Here is a 13571-nt window from a genome sequence, read left to right as displayed (position 1 = left end):
AGGAATACGCGACAGCGGGCGATCCGGAATCAGATGAGTGAGTTACTCAGCCGCGATGTAGATCTTGCGGATGTGGTCGCGCACCGTCCAGCGGGTGCGCGTACCGCCGACGAGACGCATCGCGTCACCGGTGCGCACGGTGATCTCGCGGCCTTCTTCGGCCCCCGACAGGATCTCGATCGTCGCTTCGCCCGAGAGCACGATGAAGAGCTCGTCGACCTCGGTGTCGGTGACGACCCCGGCCCGCAACTCCCAGATGCCCGCCTCGGCGCCACCGATGGTGCCGAGCTCGGTCACGCCCTGCTGCGGGTCGCCCGAGACGGTGTCTTCCGCGGGAACGGCCTCGAGCGCGACGCCCGCGGTGAGGGCACTGACTGCGATGTTTTGCCCGGTGGGCAGCAGTTCAGCGCTCATGAGTCGAATCCCAGGCCGAGCGCGTCGAGCGTCTTCAGCAGCACGTTGCGCTTGCCATCGTTGTGATCGGCACGGTCGAGCGACCAGCGCGTCAGGTTGATTCCGATCGAGGCTGCGGGCTCGGGCGGGAACGGCAGCGGAACATCCTTCACCATCTTGAGCTCGGTGCGCTCAGTGACGCGGCCCTCGAAGCGGTCGACGAGCACGTCGGCGGCGAAGTGGGTCGCGCCCACGCCCAGTCCGGTGAAGCCCGACACGTACTGCACGCGGCCGCCGTGAGCCTGGCCAAAGAAGGCGCAGAAGCGGGTCGAGGTATCAATGACACCCGCCCAGCGGTGGCTGAACTTCACGCCCGCGAGCTGCGGGAAGGTTGTAAAGAAGTGGTTAGCCAGCTTGCGGTGGCTCTCCATACGATCTTCGTACTGACGCTTGATTTTGCCGCCCGAGTAGTAGACGGCGTCGTAGCCGCCCCACAGAATACGGTTGTCGGCGGTGAGGCGCGAGTAGTGGAACTGGTTGGCCATGTCGGCCAGGCCTTCGCGGCCCTCCCACCCAATCGAGGCGAGCTGCTCGTCGGTCAGGGGCTCGGTCATGAGCACGTAGTCGTACACCGGCACGGTGTGGAACTTGTAGCGCTTGAGCAGCGACGGGAACACGTTGGTGCACAGTGCCACGCGCTCGGCGGTCACAATGCCACCATCGGTCGTGAGCTGCATCGGGGTGTCCGCCGAACCATCGAGGCGCTTCACAGGGGTGCCCTCGTGAATCTCCACGCCGATCTTCGTCGCATGGCGAGCGAGCTCTGCGGCAAGCTTCGCGGGGTGCAGGTTGGCGTTCTCGCGGGGCGAGAACTCGCCACCGAGGAAGGTCGGCGAGTTAATGCGCGACTGCACCTGGGCCTGGTCGAGCAGCTCGACCGTGGGGTCATCACTCTCGCCGAGCCACTCCACCTGGTGCGGAGCGTTGGCTACGGAGATCACGCCGTTGTACTCGAAATCGACGTCGAGTTCGTTGTCCTTGATGAACTTCGCCATCGCATCGAGGTTCTCGTAGCCCAGACGGCTCAGAATGCCGGTCTCGTTGGGCCAGCGCGATTCGGCGTTGGGCTCGCCGTGGGTGATGCTCGCCTCACAGAAACCGCCATTGCGGCCCGAGGCCGCCCAGCCGATCTGCACGGCTTCGAGCAGCATGACTCGGCGTTCGGGGTGCGTCTCCTTCAGCTTGATCGCGGTCCACAGGCCGGCGTAGCCGCCGCCCACAACCACGTCGTCGACGCGCTCATCGTGCACCAGTACGGGGTAGCGTGCAGCCTTGTCAGCTACATCTTCTGTCCAGAAGCAACCAAGCTTAGTCTCGGACAGGGCGTCCTCAACGATCTTCGCTGCGGGCCGGTTTGTTTCAAAAATGGTGGGTTTCATGGAGTCCTCGTCTTCGATATCCATTCACGATCATGGCACATCTGGGACGAGTTGTAAATGCAAATGTCAATGTTGTTGACATTTTTTAGAAAACTACTCTGCGGGTGGCTTCATAATGGCCCCGGTCGCGAGCCCCATCGCGATGCCAGCGGGCAGCCACAGCCAAAATTGGGTCAGCACACTCAGCAGGAGGCCCATGAACAATCCCATGCCGATTCCCACAAACATCTGCTTGCGTTTCGCGGCCGCCGACGGCTCGCCGCCCTCGTTCTTGGGGTCGCGCGGCTTCTGGTTCTTGGGGGGACGAGTCATGCGTCCAGCCTACGCGCACGCTCCTGATCACTGGCATCAAGTGTCTGAAGCGCGGCAATTTGATCCGGATCAGCACCACGCTTCTTCGCGACCGCGACCAGTTGCCCCGATGCCCGCGCGATCTTCGCGAAGCTCAGCGAGACCGTGGCGCCCGCGGCAAGCAGGGGTGGCTCGGCCGCCCCGAGCAGCGCGGGATCCGCGCCGGGCATCAACTCGGCCTCCCACTCGCGCCAGGCCCGGCGCACGGGCTTTGCATCCTTGCCGCTGGCATGCTCAATGCCGAGTACTCGGTCATCGGCCAGCTCAATGACGGGCTGCTCCCCCACACGCAGCAGTGTGACGGTGCGGGAAGTGCGCATCTCGGCCAGCGGCGCGAGCTGCGCTTCGAGCTGCCCGTCGAGGAGCAGGTCGGCAGAGACTCGGTCACGCAGCAGCTCGCGCAGTTTCGAAAAGAGGCCAGTTGGCGCCTCGGCAGCGGGCGGCCACGCAACCTCGCGCACCCCGTCTTCAAGCCGCTGCTTCACATGCCACCCGGCGTCGTGGCCGCCGGTGCGCTGGCGCACCGCGATGCCGGCGGCCGCGAGGGCACGATCCGGCGTATCGAAGTACGTCGCCGTAAGCTCGAACGTGACCGGAGTATCGGTAGTGAAGCCCGCCAGGGCGAATTCTTCCGAGCCGGGCATCACCGCATCTGCGGGGACCTCATACTTGCGTTCAATCTCGATGGACTCGGCTCCCGCTTGCGCACTCATGCCGCCAGTTTACGAGAGCCGCTGGCAGCTTGCCGTTCGCCTCGCAGCGATACACTGGCGGCATGGTGGCCGGGACTGATTCGAGCGGTGATGTTGGTGCGGCCTGGCAGCGCGCGCACCGAGCGTGCGTGCAAGCGGCGTCCCGATTACAGGAGGCGGGTATTACCCCCGATGCCCTCGCGGAGTACGTGCCCGAGCGACGAGTGTTGCTCGTGCGCCGTAAGGCGATAATGAGGCCCCTCAGCGCGGCCTGGCGCATGGGGACCCTGTTATTAACGACCGACGGCACACTCTATGCGCACGGCCATTCCACCCGCGCGGCCGAGCGCGGTCGGCCCAGCTTTCAGTCGGAGTCGCGTGAGGAGCGACGCGAGCTCGCCGCGGCCGCGTTGCGCGGCGGTTTCCCGGTGGGCACGCCCGTCGACTTTGACGCTGTCCCGCTGCTCGACGCCGCGGGGGTTCCGCAGGGCGCTTTGGCTGATTTGGGGGCTTCGGTTGCTTCGGGCGCTTTGGGTGCTGGCCACACACTACCGGTGGGCCTCGCGGAGGGCGAGGTGCGGGTGTGCTGGCGCGCGGGCGCACCACTCGCCGGGGCGCAGACGCTCGAAGCGTTCCTTACGGAGCGCGTGGGTCTGCTGATCGACCCGCCGTTCGCGCGGGAGTAGCTGGGCGTTGCGCCGGCTTCACAAATCGCTTGCGACGTCGTTGAATAACAAGTGCCCTGGAGAGGAATCGAACCTCCGACATCTTCTTTAGGAGAGAAGCGCTCTATCCACTGAGCTACCAAGGCGAGACACAAACCGCTTTGTGACCTCTGCGAGTCTAGCGCAATCAGAGCCACAGTTTTGAAGCCACCGCCAGCACACCGAGTGCACGCACGAGCAACATACCTCCACCCACAAAACCACAAATGGGCGGGGCCGTAGCCCCGCCCAATTGCGTGAAGTTAGTGTGTTTCGGGAGGACCCGAGTACGTCTTAGCGCAGACGAACAACGTCAGGCGTCGCCGAGGGTGATGCGTAGGTGTTGACAACCGTCTGGTTGCCACCCCAGCCACCGTGTACAGCCTGGCCGTTGCCAATGTACACAGCAACGTGAGGCGCACCCGGCCAGATCAGGATGTCGCCGGGGGCGTAGTTACCATCGGTGACGGCCGTGCCGTACTGGTAGAAGTCCGAGACGCCGTGGTCGTAGCCACCCTGGTCACGGCGCTGCGCAGCGCCGATCGCTGCCAGTGCATTCTGCACGAGATCGGTGCAATCCTGGTTGGTGCCAACCTGCGCCAGGGCCGCGTTCACGAGACCCTTTGCTCCCACACCAGCGGGAATGTCGGAAACCTTCGCCGAGGTCTTTTCAGCCGCAGCGGCTGCAGCCTCTGCTTCAGCCTTGGCCTCAGCCTCCAGGCGCTCCTTCTCAAGGATCTCGGAGTCAACCGCTCCCTCGGGGGCGGTGAGCTCGAGAGGAGCTGAGCTTGCGTCGACCGTCTCGAGTGACTGCTGCGCAGCGAACGAGAGATCGGGAGCACCTTCAACCTGAGGTGCCGTGGCGTAGGCCGGAATGCTGAAGGTACCCATGAGGCCGAAGCTGAGCGCCGCTGCGCCAGCCATCTGCGCCACACGCTTTGCCTTCGAGGTCGCGTTCTTCGCGACGGGTGTTGCCGCCACGAGGTCCGTGCTCTGGTTAAAACTCACGAGAATAACTGCCTAACTTCAATTTGCGTACGTTCTCTAATTGCGCCCACTAGGGACGCGACCGTTCAAGGGTAACTGAAGATAACGGGAATGTCACGCTAGGGTCACGAAACCCTAACGCAACTGTTGAGGGTTGCAGAGTCATGCCGCAAACTGACCACCCGCCGACCACCGTTAGCTCGACGTCAAACTAAATGACGCCCTGCTCGAGCATCGCCTGCGCCACCCGCACGAATGCGGCCGAGTTCGCACCCAACACATAATCGCCCGGGCGGCCGTATCGCGCCGACGCGGCATAGGTCGCCTCGTGCACGTCGCGCATGATCTTGTGCAACCGATTCTCACTGGTATCACGGTCCCAGCGCGATCGCGCCGCGTTCTGACTCATCTCGAGCGCAGAGGTCGCGACACCGCCCGCGTTCGCCGCTTTGCCCGGCCCGAACAGCACGCCGGCCTCCTGCAGAATGAGTGCCGCTGCCGGAGTCGTCGGCATGTTCGCGCCCTCGGTTACTGCGCGCACGCCGTTCTGAATGAGAGTGCGGGCATCGGCCTCGCGCAGCTCATTTTGAGTAGCGCACGGGAACGCCAGATGGCACGGAACGTCCCATACCGACCCCCCCGATACGAAACGCGCACTGGGGCGACGTGCGGCATATTCCTCGATGCGACCGCGCTCGACGCCCTTGATCTGCTTCAACAGCTCAAGATCGATACCTGCCTCGTCGACCACGTATCCGCTCGAGTCCGATGCGGTGATCGCGTTGCCGCCCAGCTGCTGGATCTTCTCAATGGCATACGTCGCGACGTTGCCCGATCCCGAGACGACCGCGCGACGCCCCTCAATGGCCTCGCCCACGCGCAGCAGCATTTCTTCGGCAAAGAACACGGCTCCGTAACCGGTGGCCTCGGTGCGCACCTCTGCACCACCCCAGCCCACGCCCTTACCGGTGAGCACGCCCGACTCGTAGCGCTGGGTGCTGCGACGATACTGCCCAAACAGGTAGCCGATTTCGCGGCCACCCACCCCAATGTCGCCTGCGGGTATATCGGTGTCTTCACCGATATGGTGCACGAGTTCCATCATGAAGCTCTGGCAGAACCGCATCACCTCGGCATCGCTCTTGCCGGTCGGGTCAAAATCAGACCCGCCCTTGCCGCCGCCAATGCGCTGCGACGTGAGCGCATTCTTGAAGATCTGCTCGAACCCCAAGAACTTGATGATCGACAGGTTCACGCTCGGGTGAAACCGCAGTCCCCCCTTATAGGGGCCGAGTGCCGAGTTGAACTGCACGCGAAACCCGCGGTTGACTCGCACCCGGTTCTGGTCGTCGATCCAGGGCACGCGAAAGATCAGCTGCCGCTCGGGCTCCACGAGCCGCTCGAGAATACCGCCGCTAATGAACTCGGGGTGCTCGGCGAGCACGGGGGTCAAGGATTCGAGCACCTCGTGCACAGACTGCAAGAACTCTGGCTCACTTGTGCTGCGCGCTTGAACCGTCTCGGTGACCGCGCGCAGATGGGCCTCAGGGGTAAGAAGGGACAACTTTGACTCCTCGGTATATCAACTCCAGTGCAGGCCGCCCCGGTGGGCAGCTCCTTATTGCTGTGCCCGCGCGCGGGCAGAGCCGCACACGAGCGGCGTCTCTACAGCGAGACGAATATGTGAGCGGCAATCTCCATCGGGAGATCGATCGCATCACTCATTCCATCGACCTCGACGCGCACGATATCGCCGCGGCGGGTGAAGGAAGCTCTGTTGCCGGGAACGACGCCCGCGGCAGCAAGTTCTTGAAGCAGTTCCGGATCCACCTGAGCCGGCTCAGCCAGCCGCTTGATGAGCGCGACCTCGGTACGGTCGACCTCTAGGGTAAGTTCGTTCAGGCTCATCACGTCCGTTTGGAATGATCCGGAACGCACTTCGCCGAGCTCATCGAGACCGGGGATCGGGTTGCCGTAGGGCGACTCGGTCGGGTGATCGAGAATGTCGAGCAGCTTGCGTTCGACCCGCTCGCTCATCACGTGTTCCCACCGGCAGGCTTCCTCGTGCACATAGGGCCATTCGAGGCCGATCACATCGGCAAGCAGGCGCTCGGCGAGGCGGTGCTTACGCATCACGCGCACCGACTTTCCACGTCCATCGTCAGTCAGCTCGAGACGGCGGTCATCGGTCACCACGACGAGCCCGTCGCGCTCCATGCGCGCAACCGTCTGCGATACGGTGGGCCCCGAGTGCCCCAGTCGCTCCGAGATACGTGCCCGCAGCGGCACGATGCCCTCTTCCTCGAGCTCGAGGATAGTGCGGAGGTACATTTCCGTCGTATCGATCAGATCCGCCATCACTGTCCTCTCCACTTTTCCTCCCCCCAGCCTATGGCATGTTGGGAGCGAACTACGCCGCGGCCCCTCCCACTTACCTTTAATAAATAGACAACTGTGAGCATTTCTTGAAAACCATGCATTACTTTAGTTCTGTCTTTGCATAGCTATTATTCCCGTGAAAGATCAGCTGGTTGCTTCGCGGGATGACTGGTCCAGTGACAAAAGAATTGCAGCACCTATCTACAGTTCGGTTTCACCCTCGAGCGTCAGACTCAGGGCCGATGCAGGCTGTTTCCCCCCGGCTGGCAGGGGTCGTGGAGGCTGCCCAGGCAGAGGATGCCTTCGTACTCTTGCTGGGCGAGCGCGGCAATGGCAGGATCCATCTTGCTACGGCCGCGGCACACGCACTCAATTCAGATTCGTCGAAAACCGTGACCGTGCTACCGACGCCCCCCACGCATTCAATCGGCGTCACCTCAGTGTTTGGTGATGACTTCGAGGAGCCCAGTTCACCTCAGGAGCTCGCGCGCTCCATCCTCGACGCCCTCGTGGAAGAGACACATACCGAGACCTTGGTCGCACCAGATATTGACGCGTACTCTCCGGCAGACCTGCAGTTGTTGCGCCTCATACTTGACAGCCCCCCGGGCCCCACGGATCATCGCGACTGCGACAAACCTGACGGGCGCAGTCCAGACAGTCACCCGCGGCATTCCACACGCCAAGATCCCGATTGGCCCGCTCAATACGTTCGAGGCGAATGACTATCTCTCGAGCCTGCTCGGCGTACAACGTATCGAACGAAGCACGCTGACTCGCTGGCTGACGCTCTCACGCGGCAAGAGCTATGCGCTCGCTGCTCTTGCGATGGCCAGCGTCAGCTCGGGGAGTGTGCAGCGCAGCAATAGTGTGGCCTGGGTAGCCAGCAACAATGACCATGTTCCCGCCGACTTTGCTGAGCTGCACACCCAGGGGTGCACTGAAGCCGAGCTGTGGCTCCTCGAGTTTGTGGCGATCGCTGAACCCATCACCGAGACAACCCTGATGCGCAGCCTGGACGCCGCACTACTCGCTCAACTCTTTGAACAGGGCTTCCTCTCGTGGCGGCAGTCTGCTCACCAGCATACTCTCGTACTCACACACGTCATGGTCACTGATTCGCTGCGCTCGCGCATATCGCCTCCCAGAAGGCACGAGATTTACGATGCCGTCTATGACCTGCTCGATGAGGACCGCCAGGGAATGGATCCGCTGCACATGCCCGATCGGCTGATCCGGCTCGTAACCTTTGGCCTTCGGGCCAACCGGCGCCTTCCTCAGGAGTGGCTGTGGGCCGCGTTCGAACTGGGTTCAAAACGCACCGATCCGGCGCTGGCATTGCAGTTGGCACAGCAGATGTCCGCGCACCCAGACGCTACCCCGAAGCAGCGCGGCGTCGCGCAGCTCGCCACCATTCGCCTGGCATTCTTGCTCGGCGATGAGAACGCCGCCCACCTCGTCACGCCCGCAATCAATCGATTGCTCGATGATCCCAGCCAGATTGCAGAACTCGACCTCCCGCTCGTGGCTTCTCTGTGTGTCGAGCGCATACGTCTCCAGTTCCATGAGCATCACATCAGGCAGCGTGTGCTCGAAGAACTCGACGAACTCACGGCACGCTTTTCCGATGAGACAACACATGCGCCAGCGTCAGTGAAAGCGATGGCGCTCGAGATCGTGCACACCGTGCACACCTATCTACTGGCAGACTTTGGCCGCATACGGGAGGCCTTCGAAGGCGCCCATCTGCCTGAGGTGACCAGCGACCTCGCGATCGAGTTGATTCGGTCCCCCGCCCGCGGCAGCATGGCCATGATTCTCGCGCAGCAGGGCAACACTGAGCAGGCGAGCAGGCTGGCAAAACAGATGCACTCGCTCAGCCAGCTGGGTCCCCGCGCCCGGCGAGACTATGTCGACCTGCACGCATTCTGCTGGGTAGTGAGCAACTGCTTGGGCGGTCGTTCTGACAAGGCTGCGGAGGTCTGCGAATCACTGTTGAATGGCCCCGTGCAATTTGCGCCGTCCGAATCACAGCACGCAGGATTCTTGAGCACCGCACAGTTGTTCGTGTCGATTCAGACGGGCCGGTGGTCTGACGCCGCGCAACAGAGCGAACAATTGTTGCAACAGTTCAAGCACTATGACAGTTTTGCGCTTACGCAGCTCGTCGCTGCCGCACGAGCCTTTGTGCTGGCGGTGCTCGGCGAGCGCGAGGGGGCCGTCGAGTGCCTGCGCATTGCGGAGGACACTCACTGGGGATTCGGCCAAACGCTCAGCGGCGTGCAGAGGTTGTTAGCGTTGCGCGCCCACCAGTGGTTGCGAGAGGACGATGTCGCCGCGCTGGCCATTGGGCTGGCAGCCTGGGCACGCGAGGAAGGCCTGGCATTGATTGAACCTCAGGCCCTGCATGTAACTTGCTACGAACAATCTGGTCTCGCCGCTGAGCAGCAATCGCGTGCCTTCGAGATTGCGGGAAACATCGAGTCGCATCAGGCACGCGCGCTGTGGGCCCATATTGAGGGTATCTGCGACCCCACGATTGAAGACGATTCCCCCGAGGTACGCTTGCTAGCTGAGCTCGGAGTATGGCTGCCGCTCCCGCCTGCACCGGGCCTGAGCGCGCGCGAGCGCGAGGTTGCACTGTTGGCGGCACTCGGCCACACGACCAAGTACATTGCTGCGCGACTGTTTGTGTCAACACGCACCGTCGAGGCACACCTCGGCCACATCTTCGTCAAGGTTGGGGTCAGGAACCGAGACGAATTGAGCGTGTGGTTCGCGAGACGCCCCTCGCTCATGGCGCACTCCGCGACTCCCGCCGCGCTCAATGCGGCGTCAAGATCCCACAGCCCTCGCTAGAATCGTGGGTATGGCCGACATCACGATTCCAGCTCATCTTCTGCCCGCCGACGGTCGCTTCGGTTGCGGCCCCTCGAAGGTTCGTAGCGCACAGCTCGACTTCCTTTCGACCCTGCAGCCCGACGTGCTGGGCACCTCGCACCGCCAGGCGCCCGTCAAGAACCTCGTCGCGAGCGTGCAGAACGGTCTCGCCGATCTGTTCCGCGCACCCGAGGGCTACGAGATTTTGCTCGCCAACGGCGGCGCGACCACGTTCTGGGATTCGGCGGTGCACTCGCTGATCGAGAACCGCAGCCAGCACCTCACCTTCGGTGAGTTTGGCGCGAAGTTCGCGAAGGCCGCGAAGCAGGCTCCCTTCCTGCAGGATCCCGATGTGCGCGAGGCTGCGGCCGGGTCGCGCTCCGAGACCGAGGCCGTCGACGGCGTCGACGTCTATGCGTACCCCCACAATGAGACCTCGACCGGTGTCATGACGCAGGTCAAGCGCGTCGCAGGCGACGCACTCACCGTCGTCGACGCGACGAGCGGCGCTGGCGGCATTGACTTCGATGCGGCCGAGACCGACGTCTACTACTTCTCCCCGCAGAAGAACTTCGCGTCCGACGGCGGGCTGTGGTTCGCACTCGTGTCGCCCGCCGCCATCGAGCGCATCGAGCGCGTCACCTCCTCGGGCCGCTACATCCCCGAGACCCTCAACCTGCAGGGTGCGGTCGAGAACTCGCGCAAGAACCAGACGCTCAACACCCCGGCGCTCGCGACGCTCGCGCTCATGGATGAGCAGGTGCGCTGGATCAACGAGCAGGGTGGCCTGTCGTGGGCCGCTGCCCGTACGGCCGAGTCCTCACAGGCGCTGTACGACTGGGCTGAGGCGACCCAGGTCGCCACTCCCTTTGTATCGAATCCGGATCACCGCTCGCAGGTCGTCGTCACCATTGACTTCGATGAGACCGTGGACGCCGCAGCGATCGCGAAGGTGCTGCGCGCCAACGGTATCGTGGACACCGAGCCCTACCGCAAGCTGGGCCGCAACCAGCTGCGCGTCGCGACGTTCACCGCGATCGACCCCGCAGACGTGCGCCAGCTCACCGCCTGCATCGACTACGTGCTCGAGCGCCTGGTCTAATTGGCAGCGTGCTCCGGCCGCCTGAGTAGCATCGGCGACTTGGGCGGCCGGCTCGTAGCCCACACGTAGGTGCCGAGAGCGGCGAGCGCCGCAGCTAGTCCTACCGCCCACCAGGGAAACCCTGGAATATTGGGAACCTCGCCCGCGCGGTCGAGGTCGCCCTGGGGCGTGGGCAGCATGCGCTCCCCGGTCACCAGTATGCGGTGCGTATTGATGCCGAGCGGGGTACACGTGACGAGCGTGGCAAGGTCTTTATTGGCCACGGCGCGCAGCGTGTCTGTCTCCTCGGGAGCGGCCGTGCGCTTGTTGGTGACCTGATAGGTCAGCACGTCTCCGTACACCTCAATGGTGAAGGTGTCGCCGGCGTTCAGCTGATCAAGGTTGTCGAACATCGTGGCTTCGGGAAGACCCCGGTGGGCGGTGAGCACCGAGTGTTGGGTCTTGCCTCCCACGGGCAACGATGTTCCCTCGAGGTGTCCGACTCCCTTGAGCAGAGTGGCATCTTCGGTGCCGTGGTAGATCGGTAGATCGACCGCAATCGCGGGGATGCGCAACCGTGCCATGACGCCATCCGGCATCGCTTTGAGGAGCGAGCCGTAGTCAAACCCGTCGATTTTGAAGGGCTCAGCGGTGGGTTTGTGACCGTTGGCGTTGAGGAAGGCGCCTCCGACGAGGCTGTCGTTGTAGGCGCGCGCATCGGCGAGGTGTTCTAGGTTGCTCGGTTCGCCCGACCGCGGCAGCTGCTGTGAGACGTTGACTACGACCCGTGACTGGTAGTACTGCGATATCCAGGCCGCCGCGTGTGGGTAGAGCGGGAGGCACACGCCCGCGAGCAGGAGGAGCGCGGTCGCGACCGCCCCCCACTTGAATTGCCACCGTTTGTGCGGTGCGGAGGCCGTCACTCCCGTGGGTGCTGCGGTTACCTCAGCCGCGGCTTCGGTAGTCAAGGTAGTACGCAAGTCTGGGTCCCCGTTTCTCAGCGTGCGCGATGGCCTGGTGTGCGTGAGGCCGTGGCGTGCAGTACGCCCCGGCCCTCACGGTGTTACGGTCGCTTGTTATGCGCGCTTCGCGAACTTACGACGCAGCAGCACCGTGGCACCGCCCACGCCGACAAGGGCGAGGCCTGCGACCGAGAGCATCAACGTTCCGGTCGAGCCGGTGAGGGGCAGTGCCGGGCCCGGCACCTTGGTGTTCACGACGGGCTTCGTCAGCAGCGCATTGTCGGTGAGGCCGATGGTGACGAGCTCCCCCGCGGTGTTTGCCGCGTACCCGGTGGGAGCAACGGTCTCGTACAGGCAGTAACCCTTGGTCGGGTCAGCAATGACGGAGTTGGAGTTGGCGATCCAGAGACCAAGTTCAGTGACCGTGGGAGTCGGCTGATCTGCTCGGGTCCACTCGACGACGCCCGCGTTGTTGCTGGTGCCGGTCGCAAGCGCACCGCTCGTGGGCAGTGCTGGGCAGGTGGTGCCTGTGGCATTATCGAAGACCTGGAACTCTGCACCCGAGAGCGGCGTTCCCGTGACAGTGGAGTCGTGCTTCGTCACCTTGAGGTTGCCCCAGTAGGTGTACACCTCGGGAGTGGTGCGCGGCTTGTTGTTGATCGTCACCGTAGCGAGGTTGCTGATGCTACCCGCGGTTTCGTTCTCGGCTGTCACGCTCGTGACCGTCGAGGTCAGCGTCACGCGAAGCGTGCTGCCCTGGTGGGCGTCGAGCAGAGCGAGGCCGCTGTCGGTGAGCGTCCAAGACACGTTGCCGGCGCGGTTGTAGTCGTTGCCTTCGACCAGCAGCACGTCGTTGCCGCTGCCAACGATCTCAATAACCGAGGACTTGTAGGCCAGGCGGCTGTCGAGCACGTCAGATACCGATACGTCGGTGAACTTCGACGAGGATTCGGTGAGGGTAGGAATCACCTGCGAGATGGTCCACGTGACGTCGGCGCCGACCACCAGGTCTGCCTGTGACTCACCAATCGTCTTGGTGGGCGCGTCTACGACCGAGTTCTTGGGATAGACGTGTACGTCGTATAGCCAGGTGGTGACCGGCGCTGCTTCGGTGCCCGAGTTGCTCGAGAACGGCACAGTCACGTAGAAGGGTGCTGCCGCCTCGGCGACGTTTGCGTTGGCCTGTTCGACAACGTAGTAAAGGCCGAGGTTCAGGCCACCAAAGGTGGTGGCGCCCGTGCCGTCAGCAGTGGGCTGAGTCACGGCCTGGCCGTAGTTACAGAGATCTCCTGTTGCCGGTGCGGCCGCAGGCGCTGCCGGCTTGGCACCGTTGGCGGCCTGCACGGCGTCCCAGCTGGCAGACGTCGTCAAGTCGATCGCAACGCAGGTGCTGCCGTCCCAGGTGCCCACCTGCTGAGCGGTGAACGCGATACCACCGAGGGGCGATCCCGTGGGGTTCGTGAGCTCGGTGCCGTTGCCCGCCGCTCCGGCCGTGCCCGCGCGCTTGTGCACGGTCAGTGTGCCCGTTGAACCCGCGGCTGCATCGCCCGGAGCTGTACCGGCCGGTGGCACAGCCGCGTGTGCCGCAGTAGCAGCACCGATGGATCCGCCCAGCACGATGGCGAGCGCCCCGACACCAGCAGCAACGCGCTGCAGCGATTTCTTTGTAACGTTCATGGTGAGTAATTTCTCCCTGTTTCTGC

At 63.6% G+C, this 13571-nt stretch carries 12 protein-coding genes and 1 tRNA gene; 3 read left to right on the top strand and 10 right to left on the bottom strand.

Annotation, left to right across the window (positions count from 1 at the left end; genetic code table 11):
- Nucleotides 1-42: 42 nt before the first annotated feature.
- The 4 genes from C795_RS0107880 to C795_RS15550 form a co-directional block, all read right to left on the bottom strand.
- A complete protein-coding gene (locus C795_RS0107880) occupies nt 43-414 on the bottom strand; it encodes a cupin domain-containing protein (RefSeq protein WP_017793213.1) in 372 nt (123 codons plus the stop codon).
- A complete protein-coding gene (locus C795_RS0107875) occupies nt 411-1832 on the bottom strand; it encodes an NAD(P)/FAD-dependent oxidoreductase (RefSeq protein ID WP_026139533.1) in 1422 nt (473 codons plus the stop codon). The genes C795_RS0107880 and C795_RS0107875 overlap by 4 nt, the downstream gene beginning before the upstream one ends.
- A 93-nt stretch (nt 1833-1925) precedes the next feature.
- On the bottom strand, nt 1926-2144 hold the full coding sequence (locus tag C795_RS0107870; RefSeq protein WP_017793211.1) for a hypothetical protein: 219 nt from the start codon (nt 2142-2144) through the stop codon (nt 1926-1928).
- A complete protein-coding gene (locus C795_RS15550) occupies nt 2141-2896 on the bottom strand; it encodes a CYTH domain-containing protein (protein WP_017793210.1) in 756 nt (251 codons plus the stop codon). The genes C795_RS0107870 and C795_RS15550 overlap by 4 nt, the downstream gene beginning before the upstream one ends.
- A gap of 62 nt (nt 2897-2958) precedes the next feature.
- Here C795_RS15550 and C795_RS0107860 point away from each other — a divergent pair, with 62 nt between their 5' ends.
- Complete coding sequence (locus tag C795_RS0107860; RefSeq protein ID WP_017793209.1) at nt 2959-3561, top strand: hypothetical protein; 603 nt, start codon at nt 2959-2961, stop codon at nt 3559-3561.
- A 52-nt stretch (nt 3562-3613) separates the two neighbouring features.
- On the opposite strand, the gene C795_RS0107855 is transcribed toward C795_RS0107860, so the two are convergent.
- From C795_RS0107855 to C795_RS0107840, 4 genes are all read right to left on the bottom strand, one after another.
- A tRNA-Arg gene (locus C795_RS0107855) sits at nt 3614-3686 on the bottom strand.
- A gap of 187 nt (nt 3687-3873) precedes the next feature.
- Nucleotides 3874-4587, bottom strand: a complete 714-nt coding sequence (locus tag C795_RS16605; RefSeq protein ID WP_017793208.1) for an NlpC/P60 family protein — start codon at nt 4585-4587, stop codon at nt 3874-3876.
- Nucleotides 4588-4777: 190 nt separating this feature from the next.
- Nucleotides 4778-6130: an NADP-specific glutamate dehydrogenase gene (gene gdhA / locus C795_RS0107845; RefSeq protein ID WP_017793207.1), complete on the bottom strand. Its 1353-nt coding sequence runs from the start codon at nt 6128-6130 to the stop codon at nt 4778-4780.
- Between the two features lie 101 nt (nt 6131-6231).
- Entirely contained in the window at nt 6232-6924 is a 693-nt protein-coding gene (locus C795_RS0107840) for a metal-dependent transcriptional regulator (protein WP_017793206.1), read from the bottom strand.
- 615 nt (nt 6925-7539) lie between these two features.
- Here C795_RS0107840 and C795_RS16600 point away from each other — a divergent pair.
- Both C795_RS16600 and serC read left to right on the top strand, forming a co-directional pair.
- The gene (locus C795_RS16600; protein ID WP_017793205.1) at nt 7540-9804 is read left to right on the top strand and encodes a helix-turn-helix transcriptional regulator; all 2265 of its coding nucleotides are present in this window, start codon (nt 7540-7542) and stop codon (nt 9802-9804) included.
- A gap of 10 nt (nt 9805-9814) precedes the next feature.
- Nucleotides 9815-10927, top strand: a complete 1113-nt coding sequence (gene serC, locus C795_RS0107830) for a phosphoserine transaminase (protein WP_017793204.1) — start codon at nt 9815-9817, stop codon at nt 10925-10927.
- Here serC and C795_RS0107825 read toward each other — a convergent pair.
- Nucleotides 10924-11874 carry a class C sortase gene (locus tag C795_RS0107825; RefSeq protein WP_026139532.1) on the bottom strand — a complete coding sequence of 317 codons (951 nt, stop codon included), beginning with the start codon at nt 11872-11874 and terminating at the stop codon, nt 10924-10926. The genes serC and C795_RS0107825 overlap by 4 nt on opposite strands.
- A 108-nt stretch (nt 11875-11982) precedes the next feature.
- A complete protein-coding gene (locus C795_RS15535; protein WP_017793202.1) occupies nt 11983-13545 on the bottom strand; it encodes a SpaH/EbpB family LPXTG-anchored major pilin in 1563 nt (520 codons plus the stop codon).
- Between the last annotated feature and the right edge of the window lie 26 nt (nt 13546-13571).

The organism is Leucobacter salsicius M1-8, from assembly GCF_000350525.1.
Classification (GTDB): domain Bacteria; phylum Actinomycetota; class Actinomycetes; order Actinomycetales; family Microbacteriaceae; genus Leucobacter; species Leucobacter salsicius.
This window is presented reverse-complemented; position numbering and strand designations above follow the sequence as displayed.